This window comes from Megasphaera sp. DISK 18 (genome assembly GCF_001682955.1).
GTDB lineage: Bacteria > Bacillota > Negativicutes > Veillonellales > Megasphaeraceae > Megasphaera > Megasphaera massiliensis.
Genome location: NZ_LUGJ01000033.1, coordinates 1 through 22,438, shown reverse-complemented (window position 1 = coordinate 22,438; position 22,438 = coordinate 1). Strand labels below are relative to the sequence as shown.

General features: G+C 52.8%; 21 protein-coding genes. All 21 read right to left on the bottom strand.

The window, feature by feature from the left end; translation table 11 throughout:
- Position 1 precedes the first annotated feature (1 nt).
- Positions 2-1,348 carry a trigger factor gene (gene tig / locus A0U42_RS07265; protein WP_044504201.1) on the bottom strand — a complete coding sequence of 449 codons (1,347 nt, stop codon included), beginning with the start codon at positions 1,346-1,348 and terminating at the stop codon, positions 2-4.
- Positions 1,349-1,549: 201 nt separating this feature from the next.
- On the bottom strand, positions 1,550-3,976 hold the full coding sequence (gene pheT, locus A0U42_RS07260; RefSeq protein WP_065360451.1) for a phenylalanine--tRNA ligase subunit beta: 2,427 nt from the start codon (positions 3,974-3,976) through the stop codon (positions 1,550-1,552).
- A gap of 19 nt (positions 3,977-3,995) precedes the next feature.
- Positions 3,996-5,021: a phenylalanine--tRNA ligase subunit alpha gene (pheS, locus tag A0U42_RS07255; protein ID WP_065360450.1), complete on the bottom strand. Its 1,026-nt coding sequence runs from the start codon at positions 5,019-5,021 to the stop codon at positions 3,996-3,998.
- A 277-nt stretch (positions 5,022-5,298) separates the two neighbouring features.
- Positions 5,299-6,438 (bottom strand): acyl-CoA dehydrogenase family protein, encoded by a 1,140-nt coding sequence (locus A0U42_RS07250; RefSeq protein ID WP_044504204.1) that lies wholly within the window; start codon positions 6,436-6,438, stop codon positions 5,299-5,301.
- A 41-nt stretch (positions 6,439-6,479) separates the two neighbouring features.
- Positions 6,480-6,923, bottom strand: coding sequence for a PaaI family thioesterase (locus tag A0U42_RS07245; RefSeq protein WP_065360449.1), 444 nt, complete (start codon positions 6,921-6,923; stop codon positions 6,480-6,482).
- Positions 6,916-7,350, bottom strand: a complete 435-nt coding sequence (locus A0U42_RS07240; protein ID WP_065360448.1) for a PaaI family thioesterase — start codon at positions 7,348-7,350, stop codon at positions 6,916-6,918. The genes A0U42_RS07245 and A0U42_RS07240 overlap by 8 nt, the downstream gene beginning before the upstream one ends.
- 414 nt (positions 7,351-7,764) lie before the next feature.
- Positions 7,765-8,343 (bottom strand): outer membrane beta-barrel protein, encoded by a 579-nt coding sequence (locus tag A0U42_RS07235; RefSeq protein ID WP_044504208.1) that lies wholly within the window; start codon positions 8,341-8,343, stop codon positions 7,765-7,767.
- Between the two features lie 38 nt (positions 8,344-8,381).
- Positions 8,382-9,431, bottom strand: coding sequence for a glycosyltransferase family 9 protein (locus A0U42_RS07230; RefSeq protein WP_065360447.1), 1,050 nt, complete (start codon positions 9,429-9,431; stop codon positions 8,382-8,384).
- The gene (locus A0U42_RS07225; protein WP_065360446.1) at positions 9,428-10,459 is read right to left on the bottom strand and encodes a glycosyltransferase family 9 protein; all 1,032 of its coding nucleotides are present in this window, start codon (positions 10,457-10,459) and stop codon (positions 9,428-9,430) included. The genes A0U42_RS07230 and A0U42_RS07225 overlap by 4 nt, the downstream gene beginning before the upstream one ends.
- Positions 10,446-10,967, bottom strand: coding sequence for an HAD-IIIA family hydrolase (locus A0U42_RS07220; RefSeq protein WP_065360445.1), 522 nt, complete (start codon positions 10,965-10,967; stop codon positions 10,446-10,448). The genes A0U42_RS07225 and A0U42_RS07220 overlap by 14 nt, the downstream gene beginning before the upstream one ends.
- Positions 10,964-11,929: an ADP-glyceromanno-heptose 6-epimerase gene (gene rfaD, locus A0U42_RS07215; RefSeq protein ID WP_065360444.1), complete on the bottom strand. Its 966-nt coding sequence runs from the start codon at positions 11,927-11,929 to the stop codon at positions 10,964-10,966. Before rfaD ends, A0U42_RS07220 begins: the two co-directional genes overlap by 4 nt.
- Positions 11,926-13,407 carry a D-glycero-beta-D-manno-heptose-7-phosphate kinase gene (gene rfaE1, locus A0U42_RS07210; protein WP_065360443.1) on the bottom strand — a complete coding sequence of 494 codons (1,482 nt, stop codon included), beginning with the start codon at positions 13,405-13,407 and terminating at the stop codon, positions 11,926-11,928. The genes rfaD and rfaE1 overlap by 4 nt, the downstream gene beginning before the upstream one ends.
- A gap of 21 nt (positions 13,408-13,428) precedes the next feature.
- Entirely contained in the window at positions 13,429-13,893 is a 465-nt protein-coding gene (nrdR, locus tag A0U42_RS07205) for a transcriptional regulator NrdR (RefSeq protein WP_044504218.1), read from the bottom strand.
- 75 nt (positions 13,894-13,968) lie between these two features.
- On the bottom strand, positions 13,969-15,006 hold the full coding sequence (gene ftsZ / locus A0U42_RS07200) for a cell division protein FtsZ (RefSeq protein WP_044504219.1): 1,038 nt from the start codon (positions 15,004-15,006) through the stop codon (positions 13,969-13,971).
- Between the two features lie 119 nt (positions 15,007-15,125).
- The gene (locus A0U42_RS07195; RefSeq protein ID WP_255304128.1) at positions 15,126-16,034 is read right to left on the bottom strand and encodes a cell division protein FtsQ/DivIB; all 909 of its coding nucleotides are present in this window, start codon (positions 16,032-16,034) and stop codon (positions 15,126-15,128) included.
- Positions 16,034-16,972 carry a D-alanine--D-alanine ligase gene (locus tag A0U42_RS07190; RefSeq protein WP_083122439.1) on the bottom strand — a complete coding sequence of 313 codons (939 nt, stop codon included), beginning with the start codon at positions 16,970-16,972 and terminating at the stop codon, positions 16,034-16,036. The genes A0U42_RS07195 and A0U42_RS07190 overlap by 1 nt, the downstream gene beginning before the upstream one ends.
- A gap of 3 nt (positions 16,973-16,975) precedes the next feature.
- Entirely contained in the window at positions 16,976-18,364 is a 1,389-nt protein-coding gene (gene murC / locus A0U42_RS07185) for a UDP-N-acetylmuramate--L-alanine ligase (RefSeq protein ID WP_044504874.1), read from the bottom strand.
- A gap of 28 nt (positions 18,365-18,392) precedes the next feature.
- Entirely contained in the window at positions 18,393-19,514 is a 1,122-nt protein-coding gene (gene murG, locus A0U42_RS07180) for an undecaprenyldiphospho-muramoylpentapeptide beta-N-acetylglucosaminyltransferase (RefSeq protein ID WP_044504222.1), read from the bottom strand.
- 33 nt (positions 19,515-19,547) lie between these two features.
- The gene (murD, locus tag A0U42_RS07175; protein WP_083122435.1) at positions 19,548-20,915 is read right to left on the bottom strand and encodes a UDP-N-acetylmuramoyl-L-alanine--D-glutamate ligase; all 1,368 of its coding nucleotides are present in this window, start codon (positions 20,913-20,915) and stop codon (positions 19,548-19,550) included.
- Between the two features lie 52 nt (positions 20,916-20,967).
- Positions 20,968-21,933 carry a phospho-N-acetylmuramoyl-pentapeptide-transferase gene (gene mraY, locus A0U42_RS07170; protein ID WP_044504223.1) on the bottom strand — a complete coding sequence of 322 codons (966 nt, stop codon included), beginning with the start codon at positions 21,931-21,933 and terminating at the stop codon, positions 20,968-20,970.
- 5 nt (positions 21,934-21,938) lie between these two features.
- Positions 21,939-22,438 (bottom strand): glutamate ligase domain-containing protein (locus A0U42_RS07165; protein ID WP_304364141.1); only part of this gene is annotated, 500 nt, incomplete at its 5' end.

Here is a 22,438-nt window from a genome sequence, read left to right as displayed (position 1 = left end):
ATTAGTCTTCAGCCTTTGCAGGTTCTTCAGCTTTTGCTTCTTCTTTCTTGTCTTCGTTGGTGTCGACAGCGTTGCTCAAGATGAAGCTGGCTGCTTTTTTACGGCCAACAGACTGAACCAACATGGGAACGCGGTGTTCTTTCAAAATAATCTTATAAACTTCTTTCGGATCGGCACCGAAGTTCTGAGACATGGTGATGATTTCAGCCTGGAGATCGATGTCTTTTACTTCGATGTTTTCCGCTTTCGAGATGGCTTCGAGGACGAGGTCCATCTTGACGTTTTCTTTAGCAGGTTCGGCATAGCTTTCTTTGAGCTTGTCCATATCCTGGTTCATGTATTTGAGATAGTCGTCGAGGTTCATGCGCTGCGTTTCGAGCTTAACCGACAGTTCTTCGATCATCTGATCGATTTTGTCGTCGACCATGACCTGCGGGATATCTACTTCAGCGTTGTTGACGACAGTCTGCAAAACTTCGGCATTGAATTTTTCCAAAGCCTGGTAGGAGGCTTTCGATTCAAGGCGTTTGCGGATGTCGGCTTTGAGATCGTCGACGCTTTCAAATTTGCCGGCTTCTTTGGCAAATTCGTCGTCGATAGCCGGGAGTTCGCTGCGTTTTACGTCGTTGATTTTAACGGCGAAGACGGCTTCTTTACCGGCCAGGGATTTTTCAAAGTAGTCTTCCGGGAAAGTAACTTTGACGTCTTTTTCATCGCCGGCTTTGCTGCCGATGAGCTGATCTTCAAAGCCCGGAATGAAGCTGCCGGAGCCGATCTGGAGCGGGTAGGACTTGCCTTCGCCGCCTTCAAATGCGACGCCGTCGACGGTGCCTTTGAAGTCGATGACAGCAAAGTCGTCTTTTGCGATTTCCGTGCCTTCCGGAGCGACAACTAATTTAGCGTGCTGTTTCTGGAGGTTAGCCAATTCTTTGGCAACGTCTTCATCGCTTACGTTTACCTTATCTTTGGCAACTGCAATGCCTTTATATTCGCCGAGTTTGACTTCCGGTTTCTTAGTGACCGTAGCTTCAAAGACGACGTCTTTTCCGTTTTCGTCAGAGATAACGTTCAATTCCGGTTCCGTTACGGGAACGATGCCTTCCTGATCGAGGGCGTCGCTGTACGCTTTATTGGCAATGGCTTCAAAAACTTCCTGTTTGACAGCATCTTTGCCTAAGAAGCTTTCCAGTACCATGCGCGGTGCCTTGCCTTTACGGAAGCCCGGGATATTTACGCGGCTTGCCAAGTTTTTGCAAGCGGCTGCGGCCTGTTTGGAAGCGTCTTTCGCAGGCACTTCGATGCGCAGGGTCACTTTGTGCTGGTCTACTTCGTTTACTGTTACGTTCATTCTAAGTATGTCCTCCTTATGGGCCGGTACAGCCCTTAATATCTCTAAAATACCATATTACGCTCTACATCATAACACAACTTTACTTTTTTTACAATATATGAGAATAAAGGACGCCGCGCACAGCGTCCTTTATTACCCTGTTTTCTATTCCTCTCCCCCTCTTTATCCTTCGTCGAGGGGTACGACTTTGTATTCGAATCAGCGAAGCTGGCAGCCGAACTTTTCTTCGAGGTCTTTTACGATGGCATTGACCGGTTCGGTGATATCGGCATCGGTCAAGGTTCCTTCTTCGGAACGGAAGACAAGGGCGTAAGCCAGGCTCTTATAGCCTTCGGGGACCTGTTTGCCCGTGTACATATCGAAGAGGCGGACGTCTTCCAAGTAGTCGCCGCCGTCTTCTTTAATGACGCGGACGATATCGGCGTTGGCCGTCCCTACCGGTGCCAGGAAGGCCAAGTCGCGGCTCGAAGCCGGGAATTTGGCGACCTTGTGGTAATCGGGCAAGAGGCTGACGTACGGCATGACGGCATCCATGTGCATTTCAAAGAGGTAGACCGGACCGGCGACGTCGTAGTTATCCATGGCTTTAGGATGGAGTTCGCCGAAGTCGCAGAGGACCTTGCCGTCTTTGACGTAGCGAGCGGCTTTTCCCGGATGGAGGGGCGCCCAGTCGGATACTTCAAGGTCGGCCTGAACGCCGAGGCCTTCGAGGATGGCTTCGACCATGCCCTTTACGTCATAGAAATCGTAATTTTCAGCCTTGCCGGGCCAGGAGTTATCCGTCCGCTGACCGTAGAGGAGGCCTGCGACGCAATCTTCCTGTTCGGGAAGTTCCGTGAGCGGCAGTTGTTTGGGACGATAAACGGGAGCGATTTCATAGATACCGACGGAGGCGTTCTTTACGGCCTGATTGCGAACCAATACATCCATCAAAGTCGGGATGAGGGTCGTCCGCATGAGGGGGAAATCTTCTGTGATCGGGTTGAGGATGGGAACGGCCTGATAGACCGGGTCGCTTTCGGTAAAGAGCAGCTTTTGGAGCTGGTCGGGATGCATGAAGCTGAAGGTTACCGTTTCGTTGAGGCCGGCCCGGCTGAGGATTGTCGAAATCCGTTCGTTGACTTCGTGGCGGAAGCCCGTTTCCCCTTTTGAAATCGGAGCGGCCGGACGAGTAGAGGGAATGTTTTCATAGCCGTAGATGCGGGCGACTTCTTCGGCGATGTCGGACATTTCCGTGCAGTCGCCGCGGTAGCTGGGAACGACAGCCGTAAGGGCTGCGCCGTCTTTTTCAATGCCGAACTGGAGGCGTTCCAACAAGTCGATCATGTCGGCTTCGGGAATGTCCGTGCCCAAGAAGGCGTTGATTTTAGCCGCCGAAAAAGCAATGCGTCTTACAGCCGGTTTATTCGGGTATACGTCGACAATGCCTTTGGCTACGTCGCAGGCTCCCATTTCCTGGAGGAGCTGAGCGCAGCGATTGATGGAATTGATGCAGCTGTCCGAATCGAGTCCTCGTTCAAAGCGGCCCGACGCTTCCGAGCGAAGGCCGAGCATGCGGCCCGTATGGCGGATATTGGAACCTTTGAAGGAGGCGCATTCGAGGATGACCGACGTCGTATCTTTGGTGACTTCCGAATCGAGGCCGCCCATGATGCCGGCAATGCAGCAGGCTTTTTCCGGGTCGGCAATGACCAGCATGTCGTCGGTCAAGGTGCGGTCCGTATCGTCGAGGGTCTTCATTTCTTCCCCGTCTTTGGCGCGGCGGGCGATGAGATGGTGGTCGGCGACCTGGTCGTAGTCATAAGCATGGAGGGGAATCCCCAATTCGATCATGGTGTAGTTGGTGGCATCGACGACGTTATTAATCGGGCGAACGCCGTATTTACGCAGGCGCTGCTGCATCCACAAGGGCGAGTTGCCGATTTTGACGTTGAGCAAAAGGCGTGCCGTATAGCGGCTGCACAGTTCTTCGTCGTCGATAGAAATCTTGACTTTGCCGTCGATGGGCGTATCGCATTCCTTGACGGAGATTTCCGGGTAACGGGCTTCTTTTCCGCTGAGGGCGGCGAATTCACGGGACAAGCCGACCATGGAGAAGCAGTCGGCGCGGTTGGCCGTCAATTCATATTCATAGACGACGTCGCGGACCTGCATGTATTCGGCAGCATCGACGCCAAGGGGCGTATCAGCGGGCAGGATCCAGATGCCTTCTTTTTCTTCCGGCAGGAGCAGGCTGTCATCAAAGCCGAATTCGTGGGCCGAGCAGAACATGCCGTTAGAGAGGACGCCGCGCAGCTTCGAGCGCTTGATTTTGGTACCGCCCGGCAGATGGGCGCCGTGGACGGCGACAGGCACGATTTGGCCGACGCGGACGTTGGTCGCAGCCGTAACGATTTGGAGCTGTTCAGCGCCCATGTCGACCTGGCAGACGACGAGTTTATCGGCGTCCGGATGGCGGTCGATCTGAAGGATTTTACCGGTCATTACTTTTTTGATGTCCCGTCCCCAATATTCAACTTGTTCGACAGGAATACCGGCCATCGTTAATTTATCTGCAAAAGCCTGCGGGTCTTGATTCATATCGACGTCGACATACTCTTGCATCCATGTTAAAGAACTTTTCATTATCTTTTCCCTCCCGAAACTAGAACTGGTTCAAGAACCGCATATCGTTTTCATAGAACAGACGCAGGTCGTCGATGCCGTATTTCAGCATGGCAATACGTTCGACGCCCATGCCGAAGGCAAAACCCGTGACGACGGCCGGATCGTAGCCGTTCAGCCGCAGGACATTGGGGTTTACCATGCCGCAGCCGAGGATTTCCAGCCAGCCCGTATGGGAGCAGACACGGCAGCCTTCACCACCGCACATGACGCAGGAAATATCGACTTCAGCACTCGGTTCTGTAAAGGGGAAGTAGCTGGCACGGAAGCGGACTTTCGTGTCTTCGCCGAAGATGTCGCGAAGGAAGTCTTCGAGCATGCCCTTGAGGTCGGAGAAACGGATGTTCTTATCGATGATCATGCCTTCCATCTGATGGAAGACCGGCGAATGAGTCGCATCGTAGTCGCAGCGGTATACCTTGCCGGGAGCGATGATTTTAAAGGGTTCATTGGGTTTATGGGACTGAAGGGTCCGGGCCTGCATCCCTGACGTATGGGTTCTGAGGAGGATGTTGTCGGTGATATACATCGAGTCCTGCATATCCCGTGCCGGGTGATCTTCGGGCAGGTTGAGGCACTGGAAGTTATAGTAGTCCGATTCGATATCGGTCCCTTCGACGATGGAAAAGCCCATGCGCAGGAAGGAGTCTTCCATGAGGCGCAGGGTCTGATGAAGGGGATGTTCGTGGCCCGTCACCGGTTTACGTCCCGGCAGGGTGATGTCGATCTTTTCCGATTCGATTTTCGCGGCCAATTCCTTGGCTTTGACTTCTTCTAGTTTAGCCTTTAACTGTTCTTCAATGGCATTTCGTGCCGTATTGACTAACTGGCCGACTTTTGGCCGATCTTCCTTGGAAAAGTTTTTCATTTCCTTCATAATCGCCGTCAGTTCCCCTTTTTTCCCCAGGAACTTGACGCGGATATCTTGGATATCCTGCAAATGTTCGCTCTTGGCGAGTTCTTCCATTACGGCCGTTTTAATAGCCTCAATCTTGTCATTGATCATGGTTTTCCTCCTACTGGCAAGGTACATAAAAAATAGACTCCCGCCCCCTAAGGGGCGAAAGTCTTATCCGCGGTACCACCCTACTTGATTCTCTCATATCCTGTAACGGGAATACCCGTCCTGCCTACTCCGTTCAGCAGGAGACTCTAAAGTGAACGCATGAAGCTTCCGTTACCGGGTTCTCAATCACGGCCCGGATTTCCTGTAAACGGAAGTGCCTTCATGCCCTCTTTATCATCGTCATAATAAATCGCTATTCAATTCACGATACATTGTATCAGTAAAGTGTCTTATTGGCAATAACTAAGCGTTGAATCTGGTTGGTGCCTTCATAGATCTGCATGATCTTGGCATCGCGCATGTATTTTTCAACGGGGTATTCCTTGATGTAACCGTACCCGCCCATAACCTGAACGGCGTCGGTCGTAACCTGCATGGCGACATCGGAAGCGTTGCATTTGGCAATGGCAGCTTCACGGCTGAAGTCCATGCCCTGATCCTTCATCCAGCAAGCACGGTGGACGAGGAGGCGAGCCCCTTCGACCTTCATGGCCATATCGGCGATCATAGCCTGGACCATCTGGAAAGAAGCAATCGGTTTGCCGAACTGTACGCGAACCTTGGCGTATTCACAGCAAGCACGGAATGCCGCTTCAGCAATACCGACGGAAACGGCTCCGACGAAGGGCCGAGCGGCATCGAGGGTTGCCATGGCGATGCGGAAACCGCTGCCTTCGCGGCCGAGACGGTCTTCGACAGGAACGAAGCAGTTGTCAAAAATGAGTTCCGTCGTGTTGGACGCACGGATGCCCATCTTATTTTCTTCTTTACCGATCGTAAAGCCCGGCGTGCCCTTGCGGACGATGAACGGCGTAAGGCCGCGAATACCGCCGGTTTTGCGGGTATTGGCAAAAACGACAAAGATTTCAGCCAAACCGCCGTTGGTAATGAAGCACTTAGTACCATTCAAGAGATAGCCTTTGCCGTCTTCCGTCTTGGTAGCCCGTGTCGATACGGAGCCTGCATCGGAGCCGGTTCCCGGTTCCGTCAGGGCAAAAGCAGCCAGGTTGTCTTCATTGATGACGTCAAAATAGCGTTTCTTCTGATCGTCGTTGCCGGCCAAGATGACCGGATACGAAGCCAGTGCATTGGCAGCTACCGTCGTAGCAACGCCGCCGCAGCCTTTAGCTAATTCTTCATAAACACCAGCAATGGTAATGGCATCCAGTCCGGCTCCACCAAATTCTTCCGGAATAGCGACGCCCAATAGTCCCTGTGCTGCCAATTTTTCCAAAAGCCCTTCATGGAGCTTTCCCGTTTCATCCATTTCTGCAGCGTAGGGGACGATTTCTTTTTGCACCAAGTCGCGGACGACTTTGATGATATCTTTCTGTTCGTCGTTATAAGCAAAATCCATCTTGTACTAACCAACCTTCCCTGTAATACGTGAATATCATATTAATCGATTTTTTTTAAAATGTAAAAAGACGACCGCCCTTTTACAATGAGACTACCGTCGGCATCGCGGCATTCACATTCGACGACAATCGTATTTCGGCCGTGATGGAGAACCTGTCCGATTCCGGTAATGTGCTCGCCGCTGTTGACACTGCGAATGTAGTTCATATTGATTTCCAAGGTCGTAACCTGAAAACCCATCGTCCGGCAGGCCATCCCCATAAGGGTATCACAAAAGGCTGCCAGGACACCGCCTGAGGCAATATTACGATAATTACAAATGTGGCGGCTAACGTCAAAGCCGACGCGGACGCGGCCGACAGCTACCGTTTCAATGGTGCAGGGCATGCTCTTGAAATACGGCGTTTTGGCATAAATGCCTTCGATGATGGCATGCATTCTGGCAGAGTCGGACAGGCCGACACCAGTTCTTGGCTCATCCATGGTCCGTACCTCCTTGTTCTTCGCCGCCGTACGGGCCGGTCACGAAGAAGGTTCCCTTCCCATGCGCTAAGTAGCGATTGTCATCATCGTAAAAATCACAAAGAGCGACCATCGTCGTGCGGCCGTTGTGAATGATCTTTGCTTCGGCACGGATGACTGTATCGGCAAAGGCCGGGCGAAGATAGTTCATGCCCAGATCCAAGGTCAGGACCGCCTTGCCGTGGACAGCACAGGCAGCTTCCATCGCCGAGTCGGCCATGGAGTACAACACACCGCCGTACATCGTACCGTTGGGATTATCCCATTTTGAGCCCTTATTCTCAAAGGTGAGAACAGTACACTCCTGTTCAGCCTTGGCTACATGGAACTGCATAAAGGTATCAAAAGGATTTCTTTGAATCTCATGCTCTAACCATTCGCGATCCATTATGACTCCACTCCTTAGGCTAATACATAAATCCCTTATATTTTACTATACGAATAATCATCCGTCAAACAAAAAACGACTATTTATGCCCCTTAAACTGAACTTTAAGAACGGGAAAAAATAAGGTCCCGCATAGCGGCACGAGCCTTTATGCGAGACCTTATCACTGTGACATGCCTGACCTGGTCTTTACCCCCACACTCGCCTGCCGGGACCCTTGCTCATAGACTGTTGTCCCCCACTAATAGTCCTCTCGCGTTTTATGACGCGGCAGGTCTTACTTCTAGGCCGCACTATGATCAGTACCGCTTTGGGCACCTTACGTGGATCGCTTCGTCTGCGACTGACATCGACTTTCAACCACAGCACATGTCATTGATACATTATACGGGACAGGCTGACAAATTGTCAACGTTAGAACTTATAGCCCATACCGACCTGCCAGCCGCGGACGTCGTCATCATAGTTGTCGACATCGACGCTGCTGCGGCGATATTTGAGGTGAGCGTCCCATTCCGGCGTAATGTCGTAGCCGACGCCGATTTCATAGGTATTGACGTCATCGCCGACACCGATGGAAGCAAAGCCCTGCCAACGTTCAGAAATAGGAACCTGGCCGCGTACACCGACCTGGTAGCCGTAGGATTTTTTCGTGTTGTACGTATCGGTCTTAACGTAAGAAGCACCGGCATAGGCCGAAAGGTATTCCGTCAGGCGGTAATTGCCGACGAGATAATTTTCGTTGATCTTGTCGGAATCGTCGCCTTTCGTATAGTTGTTGATGTACTGGATATTCCAACGATCGTTCAGGACGTAGGTGACGTCGCCACCGGTAAAGCGGCTGTCGGCATCGCCGTGGCCTTCTTTTTGGTCAAATCCATAGTTGATGTTGGCTTTCAAATCACCGGGCTGCTCGTTTTTGATAGGGGCTGCCCACGCTGCTGACGTAATGGCAAATGCTGCCAATGTCGCCGTTAAAATAAATTTTTTCATGACATGACACCTCCAAATAGAATTCCTTTAAAGTACATTTATGATCTTCCATAATAGCGGCTCAGGAGTTCTTCGCCTGCGGCGATGACCTGGCTCATGGGAATCACCGAAATACCTTTATAGTTACCTTCGCGGATAATTTTCTTCATGCTCTTGCCGACTTCATAATGGTCCGTCGATTCGAGTACGATGGCCCGGTCCGTATAGGGACCGTAGAGCTTGGGATTGCTCGGCCCGTAGAGGGCGACCAAGGGCACCCGTTGGCTGACGGCGATGTGCATGGGGCCGCTGTCATTAGTGATGAACAGGGAGCAGCGGCGGATGGCCGAGGCCAATTCACCGATGGTAAACTGACCGGTAGCGACGATAGGTTTCGAAGCCATCTCCCCCGTCGCTTCCTTCACCATATCGAGATCCATGTCGCCTCCGAAGAAGACGCACTTGAAACCCCGGCGGCCAAGGTAATCGGCGACGGCAGCAAATCGTTTGGCCGGCCACCGCTTCTGAGGAACGGCACTGCCGATGTTGAAGCCGATCAGGCTGTCTGCCGGCGAGACGCCGTGGGATTCATAAAAGGCGGCGGCCTTGTCATCCCAGGCCTTTGAAGTCGGGAACTGCAGCCCGTCGCTTCGATAGTCGTCAATGCCGAGCTGGGCCAGGACGTTGATGTACATATCGGCGGCGTGGAGATGGATGCGGTCCAGCCGCGTATAGCGGTTCATCAGCGGACGGGCCAGAAAATGACTCATGCCGACGAATTTCTTAGCTTGAATGGCGGCCGCCAAAAAGGACGTCCGTTCATTGGGATGCAGGTTGATCAAAATATCATAGTGCTGTTGATGCAGGCGGCGGCCGATATGCCACAAAGCGCTGACCGAGTTGTCCTTCCCCTTCTTATCGACGGTGATGACATGATCGATATCGGGGTTATAGCGGACGACGTCGGCAACTTTTTCGTCGACGACGAGGGTGATATCAGACCCCTGGGCATGACGGCGCAGGACCTGCAGAAAGGGCGTGATGAGAATGAGATCGCCAAGATGCATGAGAAAGGTGACAATTATTTTTTTCTTGCGTAAATTAATCATGGTTCCACCTTCTTCAGTACCTCTTCAAAAAGGTTCCACACCGCATCGACGGTAATCCGGGCCATGCAGTCCGGATCGTCGACGAGAGGTTCTTCCGGCGTGGCTTTCGACGTCGGCGAAATGACGAGATGGATATAAGCGCTGTCCTGTCCTCCATAAGGTCCGGTCCGTTCAGGAGACGTAGTGCCAAAAAGGGCGATGAGCTCCTTTTTGAGGGCATTGGCGATGTGAAGGGGCCCCGTGTCGGCACTGAGATAAACCAGACTTTCATCGATGGCCGCCATGAGTTGGCGAAGATTGGTCTTGCCGGTATAATCAAAAACCAGCCCCGACGCATCCTGTTCTTTAAGCCGGCGGCCTTTCTCCCGATCGTCACTGCCGCCTAAAACGACAGCTGACAGGCCCTTATCGGTCAGGCGCTTTAAAAAGCGGCTCCAATGGTCAAGAGGCCATTCTTTAACATTCCAGCGAGCACCGGGAACGACGGCGATATAAGGCCCTTTGAGGCCGTCTTGCAAAAGGCGATGACGCCAGGCCTCCTTCTCTGCCGTAATATCCGGCAGGGGAAAAACCAAGTCGTCAACACGGCCGCCTAAGGCCCGAATCGTATCGAGGTAGCGCTCGATGACGTGGTCGTATTTATGAGCCCCGACCAGGCCTTTGCTGACTAAAAAGCTTCCTTCACGCATTTCCCAATAGCCGTATTTCTCTTTGGCTCCGCTGAGGAAGGCAACGATGGCGCTTTTGGCCAAGCCCTGCAGATCGAGGCAGAGATCGAAATGATAGGGATGGAGTGTCTTGCGCAGTTCCATCCAGTATGACAAGGATTTCAGCCGTTTTTTATCGACATAGATGACGTCGTCAATGTAGGGCTTTCCCGGCAGCACCGAGGCAAACTGCCGATGAACGGCCCAGACGATGCGGGCGTCGGGACAATTTTGTCGCAGGGCATGGAGGGTCGGCAGCGAATGAAGAACGTCACCAAGGGAACTCATCTTGATGACCAATATGTTTTTATACGCTTTCACGTTCCTTCCTTTCTGTGACAATAGCCTTTACAAAGGCATCGAGCCTGCCGCCGGTGAATAAGTAGCCGTCCATGCCGGCTCGGCGGCCGCATTCGACGTCACGGGGCATGTCGCCAATCATAAAGGATCGGGACAGGTCGATATCGTAGTCGCGGGCAGCTGCCAGGACCATGCCCGGTTCCGGTTTGCGCCAATCGCTCTTTTTATCATAGGCTTTTATCGGCGCCCCTTCGAGGTAGGGGCAGTAATAGACGGCGGTAATCGTCCCGCCGGCAGCGGCGGCTTCGCGACACATCCAATCGTGGAGGGTCTTTACATCGTCTTCGGTGTAATAACCGCGGGCGACACCGCTCTGATTGGTGACGACGATGATGGCATAGCCTTCGGCCGTCAAGTAGGCCAGGGCTTCTTTGGCGCCGTCCATCCATTCAAAATCCTTGATGAATCCGAGGTACGACTTATCGACGTTCAAGACGCCGTCGCGGTCGAAAAAGACAGCCTTTCTCATGCGAAATAGCCGCCGTTCTTGTCGAGGATGCTGCAGTATTCCTTAACGGCTTCCGACAGGATGGTAAAGCCCTTGTCATAGCCGGCTTTCATGAGATTTTCCGTATCGGCCTGGGTGTAGCTCTGATATTTGCCCTTGAGAATATCCGGGAAGGGAACGTATTCGATATGGCCCTTGCCGCAATAATCGATGACGCCTTGGACAAATTCATTGAAGGTATGGCCGATACCGGTACCGCAGTTATAGATGCCCGACAGTTCCGGATGTTCCCAGAAATAGAAGATGACGTTGACGACATCGTTTACGTAGATGAAGTCGCGAATCTGACCGCCGTCTTCATAGCCTGCCGTCCCCTTAAAGAGGGTGATTTTCCCTGTTTCTTGGAGTTCATGGTATTTCTGGAATACCAGGGATGCCATCTTGTCCTTGTGGTTTTCCTGCGGTCCGAAGACGTTGAAATAACGGAAACCGACGATCTGGCTCTTGGCGATAGGCTGAACGCGGCGGACAAAACGGTCGAACTGGAGCTTGGAATAGGCATAGGGATTAAGAGCTTCTTCACACGACGGATCTTCGCGGAAGCCGTTTCGGCCGCTGCCGTAGGTCGACGCCGACGACGCATAGAGGAAGGGAATCTTGCGGCTCATGCAGTAGCGCAAAAGATTCTTGCTGCCCTCGTAGTTGTTCTTCATCATGTAGCGGCCGTCGTAATTCATCGTATCCGAGCAGGCCCCTTCGTGGAAGACGACGTCGATGTAGCCGCAGTCAAAAGTATCGTCAGCCATCTGTTCATCGAAGTCGGCGTAATCCATATAATCAAAGAAATCGAGGCCCTGGAGGTTGCGGCACTTGCGGCCGTCGGTCAAGTCGTCGACGACGATGATGTCGTCGATACCCCGATTATTCAGTTGCTTTACGATATTGCTGCCGATAAAACCGGCACCGCCTGTTACTATTTTCATAATTTCCCCTTCTTTACCAAATCAGCTATTTTCTGAACGAGTCCCGTCGTCGAATACCCCTCTTCAAAAGAAATGATTTCTACGCGCTTGACGGACTCGCGGCCAATGACTTCATCGGCCTTATAATCGCCGCCTTTGACCAGGATATCGGGACGGAGGACCTCTAAGAGTTCCTTCGGCGTGTCTTCGTCAAAGATGACGACGTCATCAATACATCCCAAGGCGCCGAGCAGGACGGCCCGGTCTTCCTGAGCTACGAGAGGACGCGTTTCCCCTTTGAGGCGCCGTACGGAGTCATCAGAATTGAGGCCGACGACGAGGTGTTGTCCCAGCATGGCTGCCTGCTGCAGGTAGAGGACGTGGCCGCGATGGAGAATGTCGAAGCAGCCGTTCGTAAAGACGACGGTTTCCCCTTTCTGCTGCCAATCCCGGATTTTCTTGGCCATCTCATCCCAAGTCAGGGACTGATAGGGCTGCCACCGGACGGGATGCCAATCTTCCCATAATTTCAGGAGCTCATGGCGATGAATGGGATAGGTCCCTACCTTGGTGACGACGATACCGGCTGCGGCGTTGGCGATTTGCAGGCTGGTGCGAATGGACAACTTACCGGCAACGGCTGCTAAAAAGGCAGCGGCTACGGTATCTCCGGCGCCGGATACATCAAAGACTTCCTGGGCAGTGGCCGGATTGTTCCAGACCTTGCCGTCTTTTCCGACAACGGTGATTCCCTTTTCAGACCGGGTCACCATGAGGTGGGCAAAGGAATACTGTTTATACAGCTCATGGGCTGCTTTGACGACGGCCTGGCCTTCATTGGCAACAGGGGTCCCCAAGCAGTCACCTAATTCTTTCATATTCGGTGTCACGAAATCGGCACCGTTATACTTGCTCCAATCGCTGCCCTTGGGATCGACCAAGACCGGGATATGAGCTTCATTAGCGGCTTCGATGACGCTTTTAGACAAGGAATCGGTAAGAACGCCTTTTTGGTAGTCCGACAGAATAATCCCATCAAGGCCTGATGCCAGCTGCTGTTTCAGCCAGGCGAGAAGTGTTTCCTCTTCCGGTTCAGCTAAAGGCGTCACTTCTTCGAAATCGAGACGAACCATCTGCTGCCGAGAGCCGAGAATGCGCATCTTGGTCGTCGTCGCATGGCCTTTTCGCACGACAAGGCCTGAGCCGTCGATGTGGGACTCGGTCAATAATCCGTGGAGCAAATCCGCATTTTCATCGTCGCCGATGAGACCGCCCAATAAGACCTGGCAGTCCAAGTTAGCCAAGTTGGATGCGACATTGGCCGCCCCGCCTAAGACGGACGTCATGTGATCGACTTTATTGACCGGCACCGGTGCTTCCGGTGAAATGCGTTCGACCTTGCCAAAAACATAGCGGTCGACCATAATATCTCCGATAACGGCAATTTTCAGGTTCGGCAAGACATGATAAAAAAAGTGGTCGATGTAATTTTCTGTCATAGCGTTCCTCGATTCAATCTCTTATTTTTGTTCTTTCGTACCCATGAGATACTTTAATTCAGCCATAAAACTTTCTAAGTCGGCAAACTCGCGGTATACGGAAGCAAAGCGGATATAGGCAACGGCATCGACAGAGCGAAGTTCGCGCAAAACCATTTCCCCTATTTTTTCACTGGACACTTCCTGAGCCAGTGTGTTGCGGATATTGCGTTCAACCTTGGTGACAATCTCTTCCAGCTGCCGGCGCGTGACTTCCCGCTTGTTGCAGGCCCGGAGCAGGCCGTTGATCAACTTATTGCGGTCAAACAGTTCGTGCCGTCCGTCTTTCTTGACGACGATGAGCGGCACTTCTTCCACCATCTCATACGTCGTAAACCGGCGGCCGCACTGCTGGCATTCGCGGCGGCGGCGGATAGCTTTGCCATCATCGGTTGCCCGTGAATCGGTTACTTTTGTATCTGCACATTGGCAAAATGGGCATCTCATCCTTCTTCCAACCTTCTTTCCGACGATATTTTCAAAAAAAGCGGGTCCGCCGGGATCCGCTTTTTTTCATGCTGATTATCTCATCCACGCAGGAATTTCTACGCCGCCGGCACTATCTTTTTTATCGCCGGATTTTGTCGTTCCGCCCGTTCCCTGTCCGAAAGAAGGAATCGAAGACGGTTCTTTACCGAAACCCGTAGCGACGACCGTAATGCGGATCGAATCTTCCATGTCCGGATCGATGACCGAACCGAAGATGATGTTGGCTTCCGGATCAACGGCTTCAGCCACTTTTTCAGCAGCTTCGTTGATTTCGTACAAGCTGACGTCCGGACCGCCGGTGACGTTGAGCAGGATGCTCTGAGCGCCGTCGATGCTCATTTCTAAGAGGGCACTGTGAATAGCACCGTCAACAGCTTCGACTGCACGGTTTTCACCGGAACCGATGCCGATACCCATGATGGCTTCGCCCTGGTCGGACATGATCGTCTTGACGTCGGCAAAGTCGAGGTTGATGAGACCGGTCGTCGTGATCAAGTCGGAAATGCCCTGAACGCCCTGGCGGAGTACGTCGTCAGCGACGAGGAAAGCGTCTTTAAGGGGCGTCTTCTTGTCGATGATCTGGAGCAGTTTATCATTGGGGATGGTAATGATGGTATCGACTTTTTCTTTCAAGTAGTCGGCACCCTTTTCGGCAACTTCTCTGCGGCGCTTGCCTTCAAATAAGAACGGTTTGGTAACGACAGCGACCGTGAGGGCGCCCATTTCCTTAGCACATTCAGCTACGATAGGGGCTGCACCGGTACCGGTACCGCCGCCCATGCCGGCCGTAACGAATACCATATCGGCACCTTGGAGAGCCTTGATGATTTCTTCCTTGCTTTCAAGGGCAGCCTGTTCACCAACCTGAGGATTGGCACCGGCGCCGAGGCCGCGTGTCAATTTTTCGCCGATCTGAATTTTGACATCGGCTTGGGATACTTCCAGCACCTGGTCTTCCGTGTTGACCGAAATGAACTGGACCCCCTGCAAACCGCTTTCTATCATACGGTTGACAGCGTTGTTACCGCCGCCGCCGACACCAATTACTTTTATATTCGCAAACTCTGCCATATCGCATTTTCCTCCTTCGGACTCTATACGCACACCTTGTGCAGTAGGATTCTTTATTATTTTACACTATCTTCGAAAATTTATCTAGCTGTTTTTAAAAATCAAGGCCTCCAGCCTGTTTATTTTGCCTTAATAGCCGGTGCTCTGAGGTCGGTATCGATATACTGTACATTGATCCCGTTGCTTTGAGCTTCGGTAAGTAAGGTTTCGGTCATCTTAGCCCGTTCAGTCGGGTCATCTCCCTTACCGAGGCGGATGGGAACGGAATCAGTCGTATAGGCGACGATGCTTTCGGGATTACCGACGTTTACTTCGGCAATCGTTTTAAGCAGGTCTGGCGGCAGACTCTGAAGGTATATCATAGCCGCTTGAAGCGTCGGATCGTCAATCGTATCGCCAAGGAGCAGATTGTCCACCTTCTTGCCGGTCATGATGGGCAGGGAAACGCCTTTGATCTGCGGTTCCAAATCGATGACCCGTCCCGTCTTATCGACGTAAGCAAAACCATAGAGCGTCGTAATGATAGCTGCTGGCTTGCGTTCGGTCATCTCGATGTGAATGGTCGCCGGAAATTCCCGGGTTACGGTGGCATCGGCAATGCGCAGGTCTTTTTTCAGCCGTTCTTCGATGCCATCTGTCGACAGTTGGACGACGTTGACGTAGGAATACGCGCCGGCGGCGCGGTAAACATCGTCAAAGGACATGTTTTCATTGCCGTCGACGATGATCGTGCCAAAGGGAACCGGTGCCAGCCGCAGGAACAACCACAAGGCAAAGACACCGAGGACGCCTAAGATGATCGTGCATCGGCGCCGGCGGGCACGCGCTTTTTTCTGCTGCTTTCTTTTTTTCTTCAGTCGGGCGGCCTGCCGTATCTGCTGACGGCGGCGTTCCTCTTCTTCAGCCAGTCTCATATCCTCATCGCTGCGCAAGGGATCCCTGTCCAGATGAGGAGGCACAAAGACATCATGAGGATCATTCGGCACTACCGTTCGCGGCCGCCTTCCCGGATATGGATGCTGTTTCATCAGAATTTACCTACCGATGCTTCGAGCAAAATCTTTTCGCACAAATCTTCAAAAGAAAGTCCCATGGCCCGTGCTGCGTCGGGGACCAGGCTGGTCGCCGTCATTCCCGGTACGGTATTGATTTCAAGGACAAAGGGATGGCCTTCTTTATCGGTCATCATATCGACACGGGACACACCGCTGCAGTGGCAGAGGCGGAAGACTTTTAAAGCCAGGTCCTGCATCTCTTTTGTGAGAGCCGGTGAAATGGGAGCCGGGCAGATGTGCTTGGCAATGCCCGGTTCATATTTTGAATAGAAATCGTATTTCCCCGTACTGGATACGATCTGAATGACCGGAAAGGCCAGGTCGTCCATGACGGCAACGGTAAATTCATCGCCGTCGATGAAGGCTTCGGCTACGATGGATGTGCTGTACTTAAAAGCTTCTTTAAGGGCCGGTTCCAGTTCTTCCCGGGCGGTGACGATGACCGTTCCGATGCTCGATCCCTGGCCGGACGACTTGATGACGACGGGCAGAGAAAACTGCTTTTCAATATCGGCGATGATCTCCTTGCGGTCCTGATTGGCAAAGTAGTAGGCAAAAGGAGCCGTGGCAATGCCGGCGCCTTTAAAGGCCGCCTTGCTCATGACCTTATTCATGCCGACGGCACTGGCCATGACTCCCGGACCGGTATAAGGGATGCCCATCATTTCGCACAGGCCTTGGAGAACACCGTCTTCGCCGTAGCGGCCGTGAAGGGCGTTGAATACGACGTCGATTTTCTTTTCCTTCAAGGTTGCCGCCAAGGTATGTGGAACGAGTTCAATCGTTTCAATGGCATAACCTTTTTTCTTCAGTGCTTCGGCAATGGCAGCTCCCGTGCGGCGCGATACTTCCGCTTCTGTCGAAGGGCCGCCGACGACGACGGCAATCTTTTTACCTTTCATGTCTTCCATGCGTTATTTCTCCATTTCTTTCGCTTCGGCGATATACTGTTCGCCGACTTTATAAATATCTCCGGCGCCCATGGTGATGACTAAATCGAGAGGCTTGGAGTTTTCTTTCAAATAGGCAATCAAATCCTCTTTATGAGGAATGTAGGTGACGTCCTGTCCCGTCGTCTCCTTGACTTTTTTGGCAATGAGTTCGCCCGATACGCCGGGAATGGGATCTTCACCGGCACTGTATACATCGGTTACGATCAGTTTATCGGCCTTTGCAAAGGCACTGCCGTATTGTTCGAGGAGGAGCTTCGTCCGCGTATAGCGGTGCGGCTGGAAGAGACAGACGACGCGGTGGGTCCCCATGTCGCGAGCCGCCGTCAAGGTCGCATTGATTTCCGTCGGATGATGAGCGTAGTCATCGACGACCCAAACGTCACCGACAAAGCCCTTGGTCTGGAACCGGCGCTTAGCCCCGTGGAAATGGCTCATGGCAGCGGCTATCTCCGCAAAGGGAAGTCCGCAGGCATCGGCCACGGCTGTCGTCGCCAAGGCGTTTAAGACGTTATGCCGGCCCGGTACGTTTAAGACCATGTCGCCCATCTTTTGGCCGCCTTTATAGACACTAAAGTGGAGTTTGCCTTTCAGGTAATGAAGCTCTCTTGCCTGGTAATCCGCCGGCTGTTCGAGGCCGTAAGAAACGTAGCGCCGCCCGATGGAAGGAGCCATGGCGCGAATCTTGTCGTTTTCAAAGCACAAGACGGCCAGTCCCTTTTCGGGATCGAGTTTCTGGATGAATTCCTTAAAGGCTGCGATGACGTTTTCAAGGGAATTGTAGTGATCCATATGGTCGGCATCAATGTTGGTAACGACGGCGATATACGGATGCTGCTTGAGGAAGGTGCCGTCGCTTTCATCGGCTTCGGCAATGACGTACTGCCCCTTCCCTAAGATCGAGTTGCTGTGCAGATAGTCGACTTCCCCACCGATGACGATGGTCGGGTCCTGTCGGCATTCTTCAAAGACCTGGCCCAGCATGGACGACGTCGTCGTCTTGCCGTGCGCACCGGCAACAGAAATCCCCTTTCCCCAGCTCATGATGTGAACCAGCGCATCGGAACGGTGGATGACCGGAATCTGCCGACGCCGTGCTTCGACGAGTTCGACGTTGTTGTCGCGGATGGCCGACGAAATGACGACAACCTGGGCGTCCTGCAAATTTTCAGGGCTTTGTCCAATGCAGATACGGGCTCCGCGCTTGGCAAACTGCTCCGTTACAGGCGAGGCTTTGAGGTCTGAGCCGGATACGTGATATCCTTTTTCAATAAAAACATTGGCGATTGCCCGCATTCCGGCTCCGGCAATCCCAATAAAATGAACGTTTGTCACATCGTTCAGATTAACCATAGGTTTATTCCACACCCTTCTTCTCCTGTTACGGACGACGGTTTCGGGCAATCGACAAGGCCAGTTCAGCAATATCCTGAGCTGCCTGGGGCTTACCCATCGAACGGCTGGCTTTGCCCATGGCTGCCAGGGCCGACGGATCGTCTTTTAAATGAATGATTTCTTCCAATAGTTCCCGCCCGGTCAGCATCTTATCGAGAATCATCTTGGCGGCGCCGCACATGACCAGGGCCTGTGCATTGTAGCGCTGATGATCTTCCGCTGCATAGGGATAGGGAATAAGAATCGACGGTACGCCGCGAACGGTCAGCTCGGCAAGACCGACGGCACCGGCCCGGTATACGGCCAGGTCGCAGGCAGCCAGGGCTTCCGGCATATGGTGAAGATAAGGAATGATGCGGCTCCCCTTACCGTAGCGGCCGCGGCATTCGATGCCCGACAGCTGTTTTACGACGCGGTCATATTCGTGATCGCCGGTAACGTGGAGGATCTGTATCGTATCGTCGTTGCGAAAATGTTTATGAACCTCGATCATCGCCGTGTTGATGCTGCGGGCACCGCGGCTTCCTCCGGCGACGAGGAGGGTGAATTTATGGGGATCCAATCCCAGTTTTTTCCGGCCCTCTTCGCGAGTGACCGTTAAAATATCCTTGCGGACGGGATTGCCTGTATAAACGAGAATGCTTTTTCTGCGAAAGCGCTCGGCAGCTTCTTCATAACCGAGAGCGACGCGATTGACAAAGCGGCTCAAAATCGTATTGGTAACGCCGGGAATGACGTTTTGTTCCTGGATCAATGCCGGTACACCGCTGAGACTTGCGGCTAGTAAGACCGGGCCGCAGACGAAACCGCCGGTACCGATGACGACGTCCGGTTTAAATTTATGGATAATGCCTTCTGCCTTAATCAGACTGGCTGCCGTCTTCCCGAGGGTAACCAGGTTGCGGACGGAAATCTTCCGTTCGAGGCCCCGCACGTCGAGGGTGACGAAGGGCAACCCTTCTTTTGGAATCAAGGTATTTTCCAGGCCGATTTTGGAGCCGACGTAGAGAAATTCGGTAGGCTCGATATCGGCGATCGCCCGGGCAATGGTAATAGCCGGGTAGATGTGGCCGCCTGTGCCGCCTCCGGAAATTATAACTCGACGCATGTTCCTGCCTCCTGTCGTCTGTTTTAAATAGTATCAGATCGCGTTGACAATGCCTTTAAAGACACGGCCACGCTGTTCAAAATTATCATACATATCAAAGCTCGAGCAAGCCGGTGAAAGGAGGACGGCCTGAGGAGCTTTGGCAATACTGCGGGCTAACATAATCGCACCTTCCATACTATAACCGGTACGGCGAATATCTGCAATACCCGCTTTTTTCGCAGCGGCTTCAAAACGGTCGGCGGCATCGCCGATGAGAATCAGCGTGTCGACGCGTTTGGCCGCTAAGGCCATGAAATCATCAAGGGGCGTCTTTTTATCGTAGCCGCCGGCGATGAGGATGAGATGGCCCTTGGGAAAGGCATCCAAAGCCTTCATCGAAGCATCGACATTGGTACCCTTGGAGTCATTATAATAAGTCACATCGTGGATGGTCCGGACTTTTTCAAGCCGGTGTTCAACCCCTTTAAAGGTTTTTAAAACTTGTCTAATGACGTCAAGGGAAGCCCCGGCAGCATAGGTCAAGAGAATGGCCGCCAGGCAATTCTGTATATTATGCTTGCCAAAGAGATGGAGCTCCGATTCAGCACAGACGACGGTATCCTGTCCTTTTTGGCGCAGAATAAGGTCGCCGTCCCGATAAAAGGCTCCTTCAGGGACCTCGCCGTTTGTCGAGAAGTACAGGACGGTACCAGTCATGGCATCGGCCATGGCCCGGACGCGGTCATCATCGTAATTGAGGATGGCATAATCGTCCTTGTCCTGATTGAGGAAAATTCGCTGCTTGGCAGCACTGTAAGCTTCCATCGTGTGATGACGGTCCAAATGGTCCGGCGTGATATTGAGGATAACCGCCGCCTTGGCCTTCATCGTACGCGTAAATTCGAGTTGGAAACTTGAAAGTTCGGCCACGACGACGGCGTCTTTCGGAAGATCCTTTGCCTGCTCTGAAAGGCCGTAGCCGATGTTGCCGCCGACGACGGTCTGACGGCCTGTAGCTTTCATGATTTCCCCCACCAGGGTCGTCGTCGTCGTCTTACCGTTAGTACCGGTGATGCCGATGATGTCAGCAGCGGTAACGCGGCAGGCGACTTCGACTTCGCTCCAAATCGGAAGCCCCTTCGCAGCAGCGGCTTTCATAATGGGAATTTCCGGAGAAATGACCGGCGACGGTACGACGACATCCATGCCGTCGAGGAGGCTCGTTTCCTGACTGCCAAAGACGAGCTTCACGCCGTGAGACGCCAAGTCCGGCCATGGCTTTTCGCTCACATCGATGGCCTTCATATCGTTGAGGACGACCGTCCCCCCGTGATCTGCCAAGGCCAGTGAAGCGGCACGACCACTAATGCCCGCGCCGATGACTAAAAATTTTTTTCCAGAAAAATCCATGATGCTCATTACCTACACCTGCTTTATGTAAAATATGGTCTTAACAAGGAGAAAAGGCTGTTTACTTTCCTGCCATGACGACGATAATCGCCAAGATAGCCATTAACGCCGAAAAACTCCAAAAAACAGTAACTACTTTCACTTCACTCCAACCGGATAATTCAAAATGGTGGTGAATGGGACTCATTTTGAAGACCCGGACGCCCCGTGTTTTGAAGGAAATAACCTGGATGATGACCGACAAGGCTTCGAGGACATAGAGGCCGCCGGCCAAGATGAGCAAGAGTTCCGTCTTGGTCAAAATGGCCATAGCCGCTAAGGCACCGCCGAGAGCCAAAGACCCGGTATCGCCCATGAACATTTTAGCCGGATGCTGGTTATAGAACAAGAAGCCCAGGCAGGCGCCGGTCAGGGCCGTACTGAAAATGGCAAAATGAGTATACCCCAAGGCGACAGCGATGACGACGTAGGCAACGGCCGTAATCGAGCATGAACCGGCTGCCAATCCGTCGAGTCCGTCCGTCAGGTTGACAGCATTGCTGGTTCCGACGATCATGACGAATACGAAGAGATAGTAGAACAAGCCTAAGTCAACGGTCGTCGACGTGAAAGGAATCCACAAGGTCGTGGGAAAATGAAGGAAGGCTTGGAGGATGTAGCAGAAAACGGCAGCCATGACGAACTGGCCGGCCAGTTTCTGTTTTGCCGTAAGGCCCAAATTTCGGTGTTTAACGGCCTTGATGGAGTCATCCAAAAAACCGATGACGCCGTGACCGAGGGTCAGGAATAAGGCCAAGGCCTTTCTGATTTCCATCGGATCAAAGAGGAGGCAAGCCACGGTCAGCGCCGTCAGGATGAGAATGCCCCCCATGGTCGGTGTACCGGCTTTATACTTATGGCTTTCCGGCCCTTCTTCTCGTTCAGACTGGCGGGCGTGGAACTGTTTCAGTTTTTTGATGACGAAAGGTCCCAGGACAAGGCCGATGACCAAGCTGACGATGAAGCTGAAAATCAGCATTTTAAACATTCACATTACTTCCTTTCAAAATAGGGCAGTATTTTTTCCATAGCAAAGCTGCGCGAGCCTTTCAAAAGGACGGTGTCACCGTCCCGGAGCAAGGCCTTCAGCTGATGGGCCGCCGCTTCATGAGAATCGGTCCTATAGACGGCTTTCATGCCGGCATCCTGTGCCGCACGGGCGATATCTTCAGCCAGATCCCCCATGGTGATGAGGGCGTCGAGCTTCATATCGGCAACCAAGCGGCCGATGGCCCGATGTTCTCTTTCGGCCCAGTCGCCGAGTTCTCCCATGCCGCCGAGGACGGCGATCTTGCGGCCCTTTGTCAGGAGATCCAAGGTGCGGATAGCTTCGGCCATCGAAGCCGGATTGGCATTATACGTATCGTTGATGAAGATATAAGGCCCGAGGTGCAGGAGTTCCTGGCGCATGGCCATGCCTCGATAGGCAGAAAGTCCGGACTGCAGTTCCGCGTCGCTGAGACCGGTCAGGTATCCTGAGGCAATGGCCGCCA

What these genes read in the sequence shown, in the direction of transcription:
- A0U42_RS07250 (WP_044504204.1), bottom strand. Translation starts at nt 6,438, where the DNA reads ATGGATTTTGCTTATAACGACGAACAGAAAGATATCATCAAAGTCGTC.
- mraY (WP_044504223.1), bottom strand. Translation starts at nt 21,933, where the DNA reads ATGTTTAAAATGCTGATTTTCAGCTTCATCGTCAGCTTGGTCATCGGC.
- murC (WP_044504874.1), bottom strand. Translation starts at nt 18,364, where the DNA reads ATGGTTAATCTGAACGATGTGACAAACGTTCATTTTATTGGGATTGCC.
- rfaD (WP_065360444.1), bottom strand. Translation starts at nt 11,929, where the DNA reads ATGAAAATAGTAACAGGCGGTGCCGGTTTTATCGGCAGCAATATCGTA.
- A0U42_RS07235 (WP_044504208.1), bottom strand. Translation starts at nt 8,343, where the DNA reads ATGAAAAAATTTATTTTAACGGCGACATTGGCAGCATTTGCCATTACG.
- ftsZ (WP_044504219.1), bottom strand. Translation starts at nt 15,006, where the DNA reads ATGGCAGAGTTTGCGAATATAAAAGTAATTGGTGTCGGCGGCGGCGGT.
- A0U42_RS07245 (WP_065360449.1), bottom strand. Translation starts at nt 6,923, where the DNA reads ATGGATGAGCCAAGAACTGGTGTCGGCCTGTCCGACTCTGCCAGAATG.
- A0U42_RS07240 (WP_065360448.1), bottom strand. Translation starts at nt 7,350, where the DNA reads ATGGATCGCGAATGGTTAGAGCATGAGATTCAAAGAAATCCTTTTGAT.
- tig (WP_044504201.1), bottom strand. Translation starts at nt 1,348, where the DNA reads ATGAACGTAACAGTAAACGAAGTAGACCAGCACAAAGTGACCCTGCGC.
- nrdR (WP_044504218.1), bottom strand. Translation starts at nt 13,893, where the DNA reads ATGAGATGCCCATTTTGCCAATGTGCAGATACAAAAGTAACCGATTCA.
- murD (WP_083122435.1), bottom strand. Translation starts at nt 20,915, where the DNA reads ATGAGCATCATGGATTTTTCTGGAAAAAAATTTTTAGTCATCGGCGCG.
- pheS (WP_065360450.1), bottom strand. Translation starts at nt 5,021, where the DNA reads ATGATCAATGACAAGATTGAGGCTATTAAAACGGCCGTAATGGAAGAA.
- pheT (WP_065360451.1), bottom strand. Translation starts at nt 3,976, where the DNA reads ATGAAAAGTTCTTTAACATGGATGCAAGAGTATGTCGACGTCGATATG.
- A0U42_RS07190 (WP_083122439.1), bottom strand. Translation starts at nt 16,972, where the DNA reads ATGGAAGACATGAAAGGTAAAAAGATTGCCGTCGTCGTCGGCGGCCCT.
- A0U42_RS07195 (WP_255304128.1), bottom strand. Translation starts at nt 16,034, where the DNA reads ATGAAACAGCATCCATATCCGGGAAGGCGGCCGCGAACGGTAGTGCCG.
- rfaE1 (WP_065360443.1), bottom strand. Translation starts at nt 13,407, where the DNA reads ATGACAGAAAATTACATCGACCACTTTTTTTATCATGTCTTGCCGAAC.
- murG (WP_044504222.1), bottom strand. Translation starts at nt 19,514, where the DNA reads ATGCGTCGAGTTATAATTTCCGGAGGCGGCACAGGCGGCCACATCTAC.
- A0U42_RS07230 (WP_065360447.1), bottom strand. Translation starts at nt 9,431, where the DNA reads ATGATTAATTTACGCAAGAAAAAAATAATTGTCACCTTTCTCATGCAT.
- A0U42_RS07220 (WP_065360445.1), bottom strand. Translation starts at nt 10,967, where the DNA reads ATGAGAAAGGCTGTCTTTTTCGACCGCGACGGCGTCTTGAACGTCGAT.